Origin of the sequence: Mycolicibacter heraklionensis (genome assembly GCF_019645815.1) — a bacterium.
Lineage (GTDB): Bacteria > Actinomycetota > Actinomycetes > Mycobacteriales > Mycobacteriaceae > Mycobacterium > Mycobacterium heraklionense.
The window spans coordinates 3,981,965-3,995,980 of the sequence record NZ_CP080997.1; the positions used below are offsets into that span (position 1 = coordinate 3,981,965).

At 66.4% G+C, this 14,016-nt stretch carries 19 protein-coding genes; 3 read left to right on the forward strand and 16 right to left on the reverse strand.

What is annotated here, in order from left to right; all coding sequences use genetic code 11:
* Window positions 1–25 precede the first annotated feature (25 nt).
* From rplR to rplN, 7 genes are read right to left on the reverse strand one after another with little or no spacing between them, the layout of a single operon-like run.
* Window positions 26–433, reverse strand: coding sequence for a 50S ribosomal protein L18 (rplR, locus tag K3U94_RS18865; protein WP_220694698.1), 408 nt, complete (start codon window positions 431–433; stop codon window positions 26–28).
* Between the two features lie 2 nt (window positions 434–435).
* Window positions 436–975, reverse strand: a complete 540-nt coding sequence (gene rplF, locus K3U94_RS18870) for a 50S ribosomal protein L6 (RefSeq protein ID WP_047320736.1) — start codon at window positions 973–975, stop codon at window positions 436–438.
* Window positions 976–988: 13 nt separating this feature from the next.
* A complete protein-coding gene (rpsH, locus tag K3U94_RS18875) occupies window positions 989–1,387 on the reverse strand; it encodes a 30S ribosomal protein S8 (RefSeq protein WP_013830245.1) in 399 nt (132 codons plus the stop codon).
* A gap of 19 nt (window positions 1,388–1,406) precedes the next feature.
* Window positions 1,407–1,592 carry a type Z 30S ribosomal protein S14 gene (locus tag K3U94_RS18880; protein WP_024440399.1) on the reverse strand — a complete coding sequence of 62 codons (186 nt, stop codon included), beginning with the start codon at window positions 1,590–1,592 and terminating at the stop codon, window positions 1,407–1,409.
* 2 nt (window positions 1,593–1,594) lie between these two features.
* Window positions 1,595–2,158: a 50S ribosomal protein L5 gene (rplE, locus tag K3U94_RS18885; RefSeq protein WP_046285615.1), complete on the reverse strand. Its 564-nt coding sequence runs from the start codon at window positions 2,156–2,158 to the stop codon at window positions 1,595–1,597.
* 2 nt (window positions 2,159–2,160) lie between these two features.
* Window positions 2,161–2,478, reverse strand: a complete 318-nt coding sequence (gene rplX, locus K3U94_RS18890) for a 50S ribosomal protein L24 (protein WP_047320735.1) — start codon at window positions 2,476–2,478, stop codon at window positions 2,161–2,163.
* Window positions 2,479–2,847, reverse strand: coding sequence for a 50S ribosomal protein L14 (gene rplN / locus K3U94_RS18895; protein WP_024440402.1), 369 nt, complete (start codon window positions 2,845–2,847; stop codon window positions 2,479–2,481).
* A gap of 317 nt (window positions 2,848–3,164) precedes the next feature.
* Here rplN and K3U94_RS18900 point away from each other — a divergent pair, with 317 nt between their 5' ends.
* Entirely contained in the window at window positions 3,165–4,139 is a 975-nt protein-coding gene (locus tag K3U94_RS18900) for a threonine ammonia-lyase (RefSeq protein ID WP_220694699.1), read from the forward strand.
* A gap of 57 nt (window positions 4,140–4,196) precedes the next feature.
* Here K3U94_RS18900 and K3U94_RS18905 read toward each other — a convergent pair whose 3' ends face one another.
* The 3 genes from K3U94_RS18905 to K3U94_RS18915 form a co-directional block, all read right to left on the reverse strand.
* Window positions 4,197–5,069, reverse strand: a complete 873-nt coding sequence (locus K3U94_RS18905; protein ID WP_220694700.1) for a formylglycine-generating enzyme family protein — start codon at window positions 5,067–5,069, stop codon at window positions 4,197–4,199.
* 4 nt (window positions 5,070–5,073) lie between these two features.
* The gene (locus K3U94_RS18910; RefSeq protein WP_220694701.1) at window positions 5,074–7,422 is read right to left on the reverse strand and encodes an arylsulfatase; all 2,349 of its coding nucleotides are present in this window, start codon (window positions 7,420–7,422) and stop codon (window positions 5,074–5,076) included.
* 67 nt (window positions 7,423–7,489) lie between these two features.
* A complete protein-coding gene (locus K3U94_RS18915) occupies window positions 7,490–8,404 on the reverse strand; it encodes a LysR family transcriptional regulator (protein ID WP_047318359.1) in 915 nt (304 codons plus the stop codon).
* A 456-nt stretch (window positions 8,405–8,860) separates the two neighbouring features.
* Here K3U94_RS18915 and K3U94_RS18920 point away from each other — a divergent pair, with 456 nt between their 5' ends.
* Both K3U94_RS18920 and eccE read left to right on the forward strand, forming a co-directional pair.
* Window positions 8,861–9,871 carry a hypothetical protein gene (locus K3U94_RS18920; RefSeq protein ID WP_047318358.1) on the forward strand — a complete coding sequence of 337 codons (1,011 nt, stop codon included), beginning with the start codon at window positions 8,861–8,863 and terminating at the stop codon, window positions 9,869–9,871.
* A gap of 148 nt (window positions 9,872–10,019) precedes the next feature.
* Window positions 10,020–11,225: a type VII secretion protein EccE gene (gene eccE, locus K3U94_RS18925; protein WP_047318357.1), complete on the forward strand. Its 1,206-nt coding sequence runs from the start codon at window positions 10,020–10,022 to the stop codon at window positions 11,223–11,225.
* Window positions 11,226–11,285: 60 nt separating this feature from the next.
* Here eccE and rpsQ read toward each other — a convergent pair whose 3' ends face one another.
* Genes rpsQ through rpsS form a run of 6 tightly spaced genes read right to left on the reverse strand, consistent with a single transcriptional unit; the run spans window position 11,286 to window position 14,007 of the window.
* A complete protein-coding gene (gene rpsQ / locus K3U94_RS18930) occupies window positions 11,286–11,603 on the reverse strand; it encodes a 30S ribosomal protein S17 (RefSeq protein ID WP_047318356.1) in 318 nt (105 codons plus the stop codon).
* Window positions 11,603–11,845, reverse strand: coding sequence for a 50S ribosomal protein L29 (gene rpmC / locus K3U94_RS18935; RefSeq protein ID WP_047318355.1), 243 nt, complete (start codon window positions 11,843–11,845; stop codon window positions 11,603–11,605). Before rpmC ends, rpsQ begins: the two co-directional genes overlap by 1 nt.
* Window positions 11,845–12,261 (reverse strand): 50S ribosomal protein L16, encoded by a 417-nt coding sequence (gene rplP, locus K3U94_RS18940; RefSeq protein WP_024440409.1) that lies wholly within the window; start codon window positions 12,259–12,261, stop codon window positions 11,845–11,847. The genes rpmC and rplP overlap by 1 nt, the downstream gene beginning before the upstream one ends.
* Before the next feature lie 2 nt (window positions 12,262–12,263).
* Entirely contained in the window at window positions 12,264–13,112 is an 849-nt protein-coding gene (rpsC, locus tag K3U94_RS18945) for a 30S ribosomal protein S3 (RefSeq protein WP_047318354.1), read from the reverse strand.
* Window positions 13,112–13,729, reverse strand: coding sequence for a 50S ribosomal protein L22 (gene rplV / locus K3U94_RS18950; protein ID WP_047318353.1), 618 nt, complete (start codon window positions 13,727–13,729; stop codon window positions 13,112–13,114). Before rplV ends, rpsC begins: the two co-directional genes overlap by 1 nt.
* Window positions 13,726–14,007: a 30S ribosomal protein S19 gene (rpsS, locus tag K3U94_RS18955; protein WP_006245110.1), complete on the reverse strand. Its 282-nt coding sequence runs from the start codon at window positions 14,005–14,007 to the stop codon at window positions 13,726–13,728. The genes rplV and rpsS overlap by 4 nt, the downstream gene beginning before the upstream one ends.
* Window positions 14,008–14,016: the final 9 nt, after the last annotated feature.

Sequence of the window (14,016 nt, forward strand, 5' to 3'; positions counted from 1 at the left end):
CTTCCAGTCATCTTCACGTCAGTCATCAGAAGTTCAATCCGCCCTCGCGCGCCGCGTCGGCCAGTGCAGCGATGCGCCCGCCGTAGGTGTAGCCACCGCGGTCGAACACCACGTTCTGGACACCGGCGGCCTTGGCGCGCTCGGCGATCAGCTGGCCGACCCGCACACTGTGGGCCTTCTTGTCGCCGTCCACGGCCCGCACGTCGGCCTCGATCGACGACGCCGCAGCCACGGTGTGGCCGGCCAGGTCGTCGACAAGCTGGACGTGGATGTGCCGCGAGGAGCGGTGCACCACCAGACGCGGACGCTCGGCGGTGCCAGCCACCTTCTTGCGCAGCCGCGCGTGCCGGCGAATCCGGTGCGCGCGCCGAACCTCGGAGATGTTCTGCCCGACCGGCTTGCGGACCGCGGGGTCTGCTTGTGATTGCGCCATGACTACTTACCTGTCTTTCCGACCTTGCGGCGAACCTGCTCACCCTCGTAGCGCACGCCCTTGCCCTTGTAGGGGTCGGGGCGGCGCAGGCGGCGGATGTTCGCCGAGATCTGGCCGACCTTCTGCTTGTCGATGCCCGAGACCGAGAACTTGGTGGGCGTCTCCACCGCGAAGGTGATGCCGTCGGGAGCCTTGATCAGCACCGGGTGGCTGTAGCCCAGCGCGAACTCCAGGTCGCTGCCCTTGAGCGCGACGCGGTAGCCGACGCCGAAGATCTCCATCTTGCGGACGTAGCCCTCCGACACACCGGTGACCAGGTTGGCCAGCAGGGTGCGGCTCAGGCCGTGCAGGGACCGGTTGCGCCGGTCGTCGTCCGGCCGGGTCACCACGAGGGCGCCGTCGTCGTTGCGGGCGACGTTGATCGGCTCCGCCACGGTGAGCTCCAAGGTGCCCTTGGGTCCCTTGACCGATACGTTCTGACCATCGATGGTCACGTCGACCCCGGCGGGAACCGGGACCGGCTGCTTACCAATACGCGACATGTCTGCTACTCCCTCACCACACGTACGCGAGGACTTCGCCGCCCACGCCCTGCCTGGCCGCCTGACGGTCGGTGAGCAGACCCGAGGACGTGGAGATGATCGCCACGCCCAGGCCGCCGAGCACCCGTGGCAGGTTGGTCGACTTTGCGTAGACCCGCAGGCCCGGCTTGGACACCCGGCGCAGACCGGCGAGGCTGCGCTCCCGGTTCGGGCCGTACTTGAGGTTGACCACCAGCGCCTTGCCCACCCGGGCGTCTTCGACGTGGTAGTCGGTGATGTAACCCTCGCGCTTGAGGATCTCGGCGATGTTGGCCTTGATCTTCGAGTGCGGCAGGGTCACCTCGTCGTGGTACGCCGAGTTGGCGTTACGCAGACGGGTCAGGAAGTCCGCGATCGGATCCGTCATAGTCATTTAGGCTGCTCCTCCACCCTCACCAGCTGCTCTTCTGCACACCGGGCAGCTCGCCGGCGTGCGCCATTTCGCGCAGGCAGATTCGGCACAGGCCGAACTTCCGGAGCACCGCGCGCGGGCGGCCGCACTTGTTGCAGCGGGTGTAGGCGCGCACCGCGAATTTGGGCTTGCGGGCCGCCTTGATAACCAACGCCTTCTTAGCCATGGTCAGTTCTCCTTGAACGGAAAGCCGAGAGCCCGCAGTAGCGCTCGTCCTTCGTCGTCGTTGGTCGCCGAGGTGACGACGGTGATGTTCATCCCCCGCGGGCGGTCGATGGAGTCCACGTCGATCTCGTGGAACATCGACTGCTCGGCCAGCCCGAAGGTGTAGTTGCCGGAACCGTCGAACTGCTTGGCCGACAATCCGCGGAAGTCGCGGATACGCGGCAGAGCAATCGAGGTGAGCCGGTCCAGGAACTCCCACATCCGGTCACCGCGCAGGGTGACCCGGGCGCCGATCGGCATGCCCTCGCGCAGCTTGAACTGCGCGATGGACAGGCGGGCCTTGCGGATCTCCGGCTTCTGGCCGGTGATCGCGGCCAGGTCGGTGACCGCGTTGTTGATCAGCTTGGCGTCCCGGGCGGCTTCACCGACGCCCATGTTCACCACGACCTTCACCACGCCCGGGATCTGCATCACGTTGGCGTAGTTGAACTCTTTGTTGAGCGCGTCCCGGATCTCCTCGCGGTAGCGCACCTTCAGCCGAGGCTGGATCTTCTCTGCAGTCGTCATCTCTAGATGTCCTTGCCGTTGCGCTTGGAGACGCGAACCTTCTTGCCGGACTCGGCGTCCACCCGGTAGCCGATCCGAGTGGGCTTACCGTCGGAGTCGACGACCATCACGTTGGAAACGTGGATCGGGGCCTCTTGCGTGACGATCCCGCCCGAGGACGCACCGGCCTGGTTGGCCGAGTTCGCGACGTGCTTCTTGATCCGGTTGACGCCCTGGACCAGGACCCGGTTGCGGGTGGGGAAAGCCTGCAGGACCTTGCCCTTGGCGCCCTTGTCCTTACCGGCGATGACCAGGACGGTGTCGCCTTTGTGGACCTTCATCTACAACACCTCCGGTGCCAGCGAGACGATCTTCATGAACTTCTTCTCGCGCAGCTCGCGACCGACCGGCCCGAAGATGCGGGTTCCGCGCGGGTCGTTGTCGGCCTTGATGATCACGGCCGCGTTCTCGTCGAACTTGATGTAGCTGCCGTCGGCGCGGCGACGCTCCTTGACGGTGCGCACCACGACGGCCTTGACGACATCACCCCGCTTGACGTTGCCGCCCGGGATGGCGTCCTTGACGGTCGCGACGATGACATCACCGATGCCGGCGTAGCGCCGCGACGAGCCGCCGAGCACCCGGATGCACAAGATCTCCTTGGCGCCGGTGTTGTCGGCGACCTTCAACCGCGATTCCTGCTGAATCACCAGATCTCCTCAATAATCGAGTCGACGCGCGGCATGGCGGTGCCAGCCGGAATCTCCCCGGACGTGCGTGGTCTTGCAGTTCTTACGGAGCCGATGAGCACGCAGGGCCAACTTGCGCTGGCCGAGGTCTGCTCACGGCAACCCCTAGAGCTTAGGTGACGTATCGCCCAGCACCAAATTCGTGCCGCTATCCGCCCAGCGTGCTCATCGCCCATCCGCCCAGCGTGCGTGTTTGGCCCGCGACACTCCGGGCGCGGCGTACAACGATGCACCTTCGCGGCGGTGTCTGAGATGCCCACCGCCGTTACGCTCCGGGGATGACGGGGACGCGGCTCGACACCGGCCGGATCCGGGCGGCGCGCCGGTTGATCGATCCGATGTTTCTCGACACTCCGCTGTATCCCTGTGAGGCGCTGAGTAGGGGCCTCGGCTGCACGGTGAGCATCAAACTCGAGACAGCAAACCCGGTGCGCAGCTTCAAGGCGCGTGCCACCGAGGTCGTCACGAGCCGGCTGCTCGGCAACGGATCCAAGGCCGCGGTGTGCGCCAGTGCCGGCAATCTCGGCCATGCCCTGGCCTGGTCGGGTTGCCGCCGCGGACTCGACATCACCGTCGTGGCATCCCGCACGGCGCCGGTGGCCAAACTCGACCGGATCCGCGCGCTGGGCGCCACGTTGCAGCTGTCCGACGGCGACTTCGACACCGCGCGGGAACAAGCGGCGGCCATCGCCCGACGCGAAGGGATCCGTCTGGTCGAAGACAGCCAGGACGTCGAGACCTGCGAGGCTGCGGCAACCATCGGCCTTGAACTGTTGGACTCCCCGGGATCATTCGATGCCGTCTTGATCGCTCTCGGGGGTGGGGCGCTGGCCACCGGGGTCGGCCACATACTGAAAGCTCTCGCCCCTGGCGTCGAGGTGATCTGCGTTCAGCCCGCCGGCGCCCCGGCGATGACGCAGTCGTGGCGTCAACGGCAAGTCGTCACCACCGACTCGACCGACACCATCGCCGACGGCGTCGCCGCCCGGCGTCCCATCCCGGCCGTCCTGGATGATCTCTTGCTGGTCGTCGACGACGCCGTCCTAGTCCAGGAGTCGTCGATCGTCGCCGGTATGCGGATGCTCTTCACCCATGCTGGCCTCGTGGTGGAACCGTCCGCCGCACTGGGCATCGCGGCGATCCTCGAGGACCGAGACCGCTTCGCCGGCCGACACGTGGTCACCGTCGTGTGCGGCAGCAACGTCGACGTTGACGCCTTTCAGCGTTGGATAGGGTCCGTTCCCCGACCATGAGGGTGCGTACTTGTACGCGACACACCGGGACAAGACGTACAGACACGCACCTTCGCGCTATGTCTCCCTGTCCGCCGCGCAACGAAACCCGATATGACTGGTCGCCGTGTCCTGCGACTGCGGGGACCGAGCCGCAGGCCGATAACGGTGGCAATACTCCGGCGCGCACAGGTGCGACCCGCCCTTGAGGGTCTGACTGATGTCCGGGTCGGCGGGGCCGGCCGGCGCGCAGCAGGGTTTCGGCGGTGCGTCGAGCCGGTGATAGCCACTGAACTCGGTGGCGGTCCACTCCCACACGTTGCCAATCATGTCGACCAGCCCCCAGCCGTTCGGCGGGAATGTCCCCACCGGCGACGTCCCGGCCCAGCCCAGGGCGCCGTCGTTGCGGTACGGAAACGCGCCCTGCCAGGTGTTGGCCATCAACGCACCGCCCGGCCTCTCCTCCTCCCCCCACGCATAGGTGCTTGCGCTGCCGGCCCGGGCGGCGTACTCCCATTCGGCTTCGGTCGGCAACCGCCGCCCCGCCCACCGGGCAAAAGCAGCCGCATCGGGATAGGCCACCTGGACCACCGGATGATCCGGCTTGTCCTCGACAGTGCTGTGCGGTCCCAACGGGTGCCGCCAGCTCGTGCCGGGGATCCACCGCCACCACTGCCGCCAGTCACGCAGATCGACCGGCCCGTCCGTTGGGGTGAAGACCAGGGCGCCCGGTTCGGCATCGCCGTAATGCGCAGGATCGAGTTCCTGCTCGGCGAGGGACACATAACCGGTCGCGGCGACGAATTCGGCGTATTGCGCATTGGTCACCGGATGACGCTCCAGCGCGAACGGCTGCACCGCCACGCTGTGGATGGGCGCCTCTTCGGGATAGAAACTCGTCGAGCCCATCCGGAACACGCCGGCCGGGATCTCGACGAGGTCCGTCAGCATGAGATCAATCCCGCGAAAACGCGGCCGCGATACTTCTTTTCACGTCCAGGTACGGCTCGCCGCTGACGTCGACGGCGACGTCCGCGATGGTCCCGCCGGTGAAGGCGAACGGTGCACGGTAGGCCGACGACACCGCTTGGCCGGTATTGCGCCCGACGCTGACTCCACCGCCGGCCAACGCGAAGGCGCCCGGCTGGGCGACCATGTCGGGCAAGGTGGCGACCACCTCGTCGTCGATGTACAACGAGGCTTCGCCAACCGGCGTGTGACTGCCCTCGACGGTTCCGGTGCGCTCGAACCGGATACCGAAAATGTGCTGGCCCAACGGAATCGGTCCAGGCGATGACAGCCACTGCTCACGCTCGCCGAGGAAGTTGTAGACGTAGTGCAGCTTGCCGTCCTGAACGAACAGCGCATGACCGCCGTGCCGGGCGCCCTGCTTGAACAGCAGTCCCTCAGCAGCAGCGGAATCCACCGTGACTCGGGCCAATACCGAAAATGACCGGCCGCGAAGCTCGACACACGCTCCCAACGGCACCTCGGCGGTGTTCGGGTAATAGGTGTAGCCGGTCCGGTCGCCGGACAGGTACGGCCGCTGCCGGCTGGTCATCTCGAAGATGTTCAAGTCCGCCAACGGCAGACCGTTGTACTTGTCGGCCTCGGCGAACCACATCGCCTTGAGCTCTTCGAGTTTCTCGGGGTGTTCTGCGGCCAGGTCGTGGCACTGACTGCGATCCTCGGCGAGGTGGTAGAGCTCCCACCGGTCGTCGTCGAAGTGACTCCAGCCCGACGGAGTCGCCGCATGCACGGTGTTGGCGAACCAGCCGCGGTGCCAGATCCCGCGAGTGCCCAGCATTGTGTAGAACTGGGTGTGCTTGCCGGTATCTGCCGCCGGATCCACCAGCGCGGCTTTGAAACTCACGCCTTCCAGCGGACGTTGGGCAACACCGCGCACGGTCTCCGGCGGAGTGATGCCGAGCAGGTCATAGACCGTCGGGGTCACGTCGCACACGTTGACATAGGCGTCGCGTACCTCGCCGCGCGCGGCGATTCCGTTGGGCCAGCTGACGATCGCAGGGTCGGCGATACCACCCTCATGAGAGGCGTAGCGCTTGTAGAGCTTGTAGGGCGTGTTGAACGCCATCGCCCATCCGACCGGGTAGTGGTTGTAGGTTTCCGGACTGCCCAGCTGATCGAAGAGTTTCATCGCCTCTTCGACGGAGTCGATGTAGCCGTTGAAGAACTTGTTCTCGTTGGGCGACCCGTTCGGACCGCCCTCGCCGCTGGCTCCGTTGTCGGAAATCACCACGACGATGGTGTTGTCGAGTTGTCCGGACTCTTCCAGGTAGTCCAGGATCCGGCCGATCTGAGCGTCGGTGTAACTCTGGAAACCCGCGAACACCTCGGCCATTCGGGCGAACAGACGCTTCTCGGAGTCATCGAGGCTGTCCCACGGTCGGACCGTGTCCAGCAGCGGCCAAGGCTGGCCGTCGGCACTGGTGACATCGGCATAGGGGTTGATCTCGGACAGCGCGGTGTCCGGCGGCACCAGCCCCAGCTCCTTCTGGTTCGCCAGCACGATTTCCCGGTACTCTTCGTAGCCCATGTCGAAGCGCCCGGCATAGCGGTCGGCCCACTCGGCGAACACATGGTGCGGGGCATGGCCGGCGCCCGGGCAGATGTAGCCGAACCAAGGCTTTCCGGGCGCGACCGTCTGGGCATCCCGGATGAATTCGATTGTCTTGTCGGCGATGTCCTTGGACAGGTGGTAGCCGTCCTCCGGCGTCGCGGGCGGCGCGACCGGGTGGTTGTCATAAACCAGGTCCGGGTACCACTGGTTGGTCTCGCCGCCCATGAAACCGTAGAACCGTTCGAATCCCCGCTGCGTAGGCCAGTGCCGTCGGGCGCCGGCCATATTGGACTCTTCCAGCGGGGTCAGGTGCCACTTGCCGACGCAGAAGGTGTTCCAGCCCTGTTCGGCGAGAACCTCACTGAGCAAGGCGGTTTCGAAGGGAATGCGCCCGCTGCAGTTGGGGAAACCGTCGGTGAACTCTTCGATGGTGGCCATGCCGACACTGGTGGCGTTACGCCCGGTCAGCAGCGACGCCCTGGTCGGCGAGCACAGTGCGGTGGTGTGGAACTGGGACAGCCGGACGCCGCGCTCGGCAATCCGACTCATCGTGGGCATCTCCACCAGCCCGCCGAAGCAGTCCCAGGTGGCGATCCCGGTGTCGTCCCAGACCAGGTACAGCACGTTGGGCGCGCCCTCGGGAGCGGTCGGCGCGGCGAACGGCCCCCAATCCGGTTCGGAATCCCGGATGTCGAGACTGACCTTGCCCGCGAAATCCACCATCGCTCACTCCGTTGTCGGCCCCCAGGACGGATGAGACACTACCGGCCCGGCGGCAAAGCGGCAGTCTTCACACCACGGAGGGTTCCCGACGCTGCGATGTATGGCCCTGGCCTGCACCGGCCGCCAGCAGCTCGCCGAGAAAGGCCGCGGCCGCCGGCGACGGTGCCCGCTCACTCGGGGTGATCAGGGCCAGTTCACGGGGAATCACCGGATCGGTCGCCACACCCACAAGCTGATCCGATTTCGCCACCAGCGCCGGCGGCAGGAACGCGATACCTACGCCGGCGGCCACCAGATCCACGAGGTCGATCGGGGTGTTGGACTCGGCGCAGACGGTTCGAACGAAGCCGAGGTCGGCGCAGATCCCATCGATGTGCAGCCGCGTCCGCAGATCGGAACGCCGCTCGACGAACTCCCGATCCCGCAGGTCGGTCAGGTCCACCACATCGCGATCGGCGAGCGGATCGTCATGTCGCACCGCCAGCGCCAGCGGCTCGGATCCCAATGACAGCCCCTTGACCCGGCTCCCGTCGTAGGGCTGGCTGACGAACGCCAGGTCCAGGTCACCGTCGGCGGTCGCGTGCACCAGCGTGTCAATCGGATCGTGTCGCATTGCGATCTCGATGCGCGGAAAGCTCCGGTGATAGCGCGCCAGCAACGCCGGTAGGTCCACGGCCCCCAGCCCTTGGATCACGCCGATGCTCAGCCGCCCCGACAGCACCCCCTTGACTGCGTCGACCGCGGCACGCGCATGTTCCGCAGCAGCCAGGGCGTTCTGCGCATCCGGCAGCAGCGCCAGGCCGGCCGTGGTGAGGTCGACACGGCGGTTGTTGCGCACCAGCAGCGCGGTACCGAGTTCCTGCTCCAGGCTGCTGATCGACGCGGACAGGGTGGACTGCACCACGTGAACCTTGGCGGCCGCGCGCGTGAAGTGCAGCTCCTCAGCCACAGCGACAAAATGTTTCAACTGCCGCAGTTCCATAGCGCTCAGTGTGCCGCCCGGCTCCGATTGGTCAAATCGAAAGTTCCGTTCCGCCAAGGCTATTACTTTAACGCGCCTGAGACCAAGCCCTGACAAACACTTATCTTTGCCATAAGCGCAGTGCCGCAATGACTTACATCGCCGCGTTCACGTGCGTTGATCGATGACAACGATTCTCTACATTGAGATTAACTGTTGAAATATCGGCCCACAGGGGTGGTGACGACGCCTTAGACCCGTTAGCGTCTGACGAGGATGCCGAGGGGGTTGAGGCAGTGTCTCTGGCATCTGGACATCCGTTGTCGCCCAACGTCATCGACGCCTTCACAGCGTTCACACCGGAATTGTTGTGCGCGTTGCGCGAGGCGATCGACCGATGTTCAGCTCTTCCCGGCATGTTTCGAAGGGGAACACACAGGGCCGGGACCATCCCAGAACGGAAGGAACGCACCGAAAATGAATCGTCGGATCATATTGTCGGCCGGTGGCGCCACCGCCGGTCTACTTACGACCACATTCCTGCCCGTATCAGTCGCTTTCGCCGACAATGGTGTCGGCGCAGCCGGAGACATCGGCAGCACTGCCCTGCCGGTCGACCTGGCCAGCAACGTGACCGGCGCCGGCGGCACGGACGCACTCGGTAACGCCGGTGCCCTCAGCCCAGACCTGACCACAACCCCCACCCCGCTGACCGGCCTCGGCGCGCTGGCACCCACGGCGGGAACGCTCAGCCCGTCGCCGCTGGGCGATATCGGCGCTATCCCGCCGACCGCCGGCACTCCCGACGCCACAACGCCCGGAGACGTCACACCCGGCGACCTCACACCCACCGACGCGGCGCCCGGCGCCGGCGACAGCTTCACCATCGGCGACACCACCTTCAACCCCGTGCTGGACGACGGGTCGGCGGGTTTCACCCCGCTCAGTCCGGTGTTCAGCGCCCCGCCGTTGTTCCAGGTCGGCGAAGGCGAACAATCCTTCGACGTCAGCAGCGGCACCGGGGACGGCGCCACCGATCTGGGCAACGTGACCGCCAGCGAGAACGTCACGAATCTCGTTGGCGGCATCCACAACACCGAGTTCACGATCACCGACGTAGATCCGGCTTCCGGAGCGACGGCTTCTGACCTTCCCGCGGTGGGAACGGTGTACGACGTGATGAACTTCGGGAACGGGTTCGAGAACATCTACACCGACATCCCGGGGGCTGACGGCGCCGCCAACACCATCACTGACACGCTGTCGACACCGTTCGGCGACTTCAACATTCCGACCGATTTCGATGCGGCCGGACTGCTCGACCCGGGCGATGCGTTCAGTGGCCTGTCGATGTTGGGTGCAGACGCCACGGGCGGCGCGGCCGACGCTGTGAGCAGTGCGGCCGACGCCGCCGGAGGTGCCGGAGACGTGGCGAGCATGTTCGACCCGACGAGCCTATTCGACCCGACGAGCCTGTTCGGAATCTGACGTTCGTCCGGGCCGGGGCGAATGGACGGCTGAACATCCCAGGTCCATGCCGGAGGGCCTGGGATGTTTGGCTCGGTACCGAAGTGGGCACCCCGGTCACCGCACAAACCATGGAAGTTCTGGGGGGAACCATGAGGCGGACACATCGATGAGGGCGCAGCATACGTTGGGGCTGAATCTGTCCTGGCTGCGCGTGACCACGGTATTTCTGATCGATATCGGCATCCTGTGGCTGGCCCGCCACTGGCCGGCCCAGCTCGGGCCCCCCGAGCGCGCATGGTGGCCCGCAGTGGGCCTCGCCGCAGTGCTCACCACGGCCGCGTTGATCACCCACCGCCGAGTACCGCTGACGGCGATCCTGCTGGCCCGGCTGTCCGATCGATTCGCCACCCCGGCGGCGTTTCTCACCGAAGGCTGTACTCCCGGCTTCGACCACCGTCGCCGCTACAGTCGCGACGTCGTCGGGGTGCGTGAGTACCGGGGCCGGTTGGTGTCGGTGATCGCCATACCCGTTGCTACGGCCGAAACGGCCGGGCGACATCGTCGCGTCCCGGCGCCGGCACCGACGCTGCCAGCTGAACTCGTCGCCGCGGGCCTGCGGCAGTTCGACGTGCGCCTGGACGGGATCGACATCGTGTCAATACGAACGTGCGACTCCCCCGACGACTCCCCCGATGACGAACACCGCACCGACACGGCGGCGGTCCAGGCGGTCAAGGCGCCCGGCTCCTGCGGACCACAGGTCAACTGGCTGATCCTGCGGATGGATCCGATGCACAACACCGAGGCGGTGGCGGTTCGCGATTCCGTGGCCGCGACCCTGGCCGTAGCCACCGAACGACTGGCCCGCGACCTCTGCGAACGTCACCTCGACGCGCGCATCCTGTCGGCCGAGGAGTTCGATCAGGTCGACGCGGCTCTCTTGGCCGGCCTCCAGCCCACCCGTCTCCGCCGGCGTCGGCGCCGACTAAAGCAGAAGGAACGCAAGGGGCCCAAGCAATTCGCGGCCACCTTCTGGATGTCGCCGCGCGACATCAGCACGGAGAACCTGGAGCGGCTGTGGCTGCCGGAGACCGACACGACCGCAGTCACGGTGCGCCTGACGAGGCGCCAGCACCACACCGACGTCGCGGTGCTGGTGCGCTACCACAGCGCGAGCAGATTGCGAAGGACCACCTCGGCCGGACTGAACCGTCTCAACGGACGCCAATTGACGGCATTACGGACCAGCCTGCCGACGCCGACACGACGCACACTGGCGGTGCCGGCCCGAGTGCTCAACGGCCAGGATTCACTGCAGGTTCCGCTCGGTCCGACCGCGCAGCAACCGCAGCGGGTCAAAGTGCCGGCGTGACGCGGCCACGACCCCAGGCACGACGAAGCCCCGCGACGCAGGTCGCGGGGCCTTGTCGTATTACTTGGCCTTCTCCAGGATTTCGACCAGGCGCCAGCGCTTCGACGCCGACAGCGGACGGGTCTCCATCAGCGACACGCGGTCGCCGATGCCGGCCGTGTTGTTCTCGTCGTGCGCCTTGACCTTCTTGGTGGTCCGGATGATCTTGCCGTAGAGCGGGTGCTTCACCCGGTCCTCGAGCTCGACGACGATGGTCTTCTCCATCTTGTCGCTGACCACGTAGCCGATCTGGGTCTTGCGGCGGCCCCGCGGCGTCTCGGTGCGCGGAGTGTGCTTGGGGCCCTTCTCCGCGGCGCTAGCCTTTGCAGCCTGTGCCATTACGATGCCTCGCCTTCAGAACCAGCGGGACCGGACGCCAGGCCCAGTTCCCGTTCGCGCAACACGGTGTAGATGCGCGCGATCTGGTGGCGCACCGTGCGGAGCCGACGGTTGTTGGTGAGCTGCCCGGTCGCCATCTGGAAACGCAGGTTGAACAGCTCTTCTTTGGACTCGCGCAACTGCTCGACGAGCTCGTCGGCGTTCAGCTCGCGCAGTTCGCCAGCGGTAACTCCCACTGCCATCAGAACTGCTCCTCTCGGGTGACGATGCGCGCCTTGATCGGCAGCTTGTGGATCGCCCGGGTCAGTGCGGCGCGGGCAATGGCCTCGTTCGGGTAGCTCAGCTCGAACAGCACCCGACCCGGCTTGACGTTGGCGACCCACCACTCCGGCGAACCCTTACCGGAACCCATCCGGGTTTCGGCGGGCTTCTTGGTCAGCGGACGGTCCGGGAAGATGTTGATCCACACCTTGCCGCCACGCTTGATGTGCCGGTTGATGGCGATACGAGCCGACTCGATCTGCCGGTTGGTGACGTAGGCGTGCTCCAGTGCCTGGATGCCGTACTCACCGAACGTCACCGCGGTGCCGCCGCTGGCGATACCGCGCTGCTTGGGGTGGTGCTGCTTGCGGTGCTTGACCTTACGGGGAATCAACATGATCAGCTCTCCGTGCTCTGCGTTGCTTGTGACTCCGCGGTCGCTGCGCCCTCGGTGACCGCTTCCGCAGCAGCGGTGTTCTCGGTGCTCTCAGCGGCCCGCCCGGCGTCGGTGCTGGTCGCGGTGGTACCCGAGGCGCCGCTGCGGCGCGGGCGGGTGCCCGACGGGCGCTCCCGGCGCGGACGGTCGGCCGACGGTGCGGCGACGGCCAGCTCACGCTTGCCGCCGACCACGTCGCCCTTGTAGATCCAGACCTTCACGCCGATCCGGCCGAAGGTGGTCTTCGCCTCGTACAGCCCATAGTCGATGTCGGCGCGCAGCGTGTGCAGCGGCACCCGACCCTCGCGGTAGAACTCCGAGCGGCTCATCTCAGCACCGCCGAGACGGCCCGAGCACTGCACCCGGATGCCCTTGACGTTGGGCTGACGCATCGCCGACTGGATCGCCTTGCGCATCGCGCGGCGGAACGCCACCCGGTTGCTCAGCTGCTCGGCAACACCCTGCGCGACGAGCTGGGCGACGGCCTCCGGCTGCTTCACCTCAAGAATGTTCAGCTGCACCTGCTTACCGGTGAGCTTCTCCAGGTCGCCACGGATCCGGTCTGCCTCCGTACCACGGCGGCCGATGACGATGCCCGGACGAGCCGTGTGGATGTCGACCCGGACCCGGTCGCGGGTGCGCTCGATGGTCACGTCGGCGATGCCGGCGCGCTCCAGGCCGCTCGACAGCAGCCGGCGGATCGCCACGTCTTCCTTGACGTACTCCGCGTACTGCTTGTCGGCGTACCAGTGCGACTTCCAGTCGGTGGTGATCCCGAGCCGGAAGCCGTGCGGGTTGATCTTCTGGCCCATTACTCCGAGCCCTCCTTCGCGTCGGACGTCTCAGGCGCCTTCTTGGCTGCCGCCTTCTTGGCGGGCGCCTTCTTCGCCGCCGCTTTCTCAGTCGTCTTCTCGGCAGCCTTGGCTGCGGAAGCCTTCTTGGCCGGCGCCTTCTCGGCCGCCTTGGCCGCCGAAGCCTTCTTCGCCGGCGCGGCCGTCCCAGCGGCCGCCTTGCTGCCCTGCGCACGACGCGCCCGGGCAGCGCTGGCGGACTGCGCCGAACCGCCGCCCTTCACCGGCCGGCTCTCCACCACCACAGTGATGTGGCTGGTGCGCCGGCGGATCCGGTACGCACGCCCCTGAGCGCGCGGCTTGATCCGCTTGGCGGTTGGGCCCTCATCGGCGTACACCGTCGCCACCACCAGGGTGGCCGGGTCCAAGCCGTCGTTGTTCTGGGCGTTGGCCGCCGCGCTGGCGATGACCTTGGCCACCGGCAGGCTGGCCTGCTGCGGGGCCCAGCGCAGGATGTCCAGCGCTTCGGCAACGGACTTGCCGCGCACCAGGTTGATCACCCGGCGCGCCTTGCTGGCCGAGATACCCACATGGCGGGCCTTGGCAACAGCGGACGGATATTCAGTCGTAACGCTCACCGGCGCTTAGCCTTCCGGTCGTCTTTGATGTGTCCCTTGAAGGTGCGCGTCGGAGCGAATTCGCCGAGCTTGTGCCCGACCATCGACTCGGTGACGAATACCGGAACATGCTTGCGGCCGTCGTGAACGGCGAACGTGTGCCCGATGAAGTCCGGGATGATCGTCGACCGACGTGACCAGGTCTTGATGACCTGCTTGGTGTTCTTTTCGTTCTGGACGTCGACCTTCTTGAGCAGATGGTCGTCGACGAACGGACCCTTCTTGAGGCTGCGTGGCATCGCTTTCCC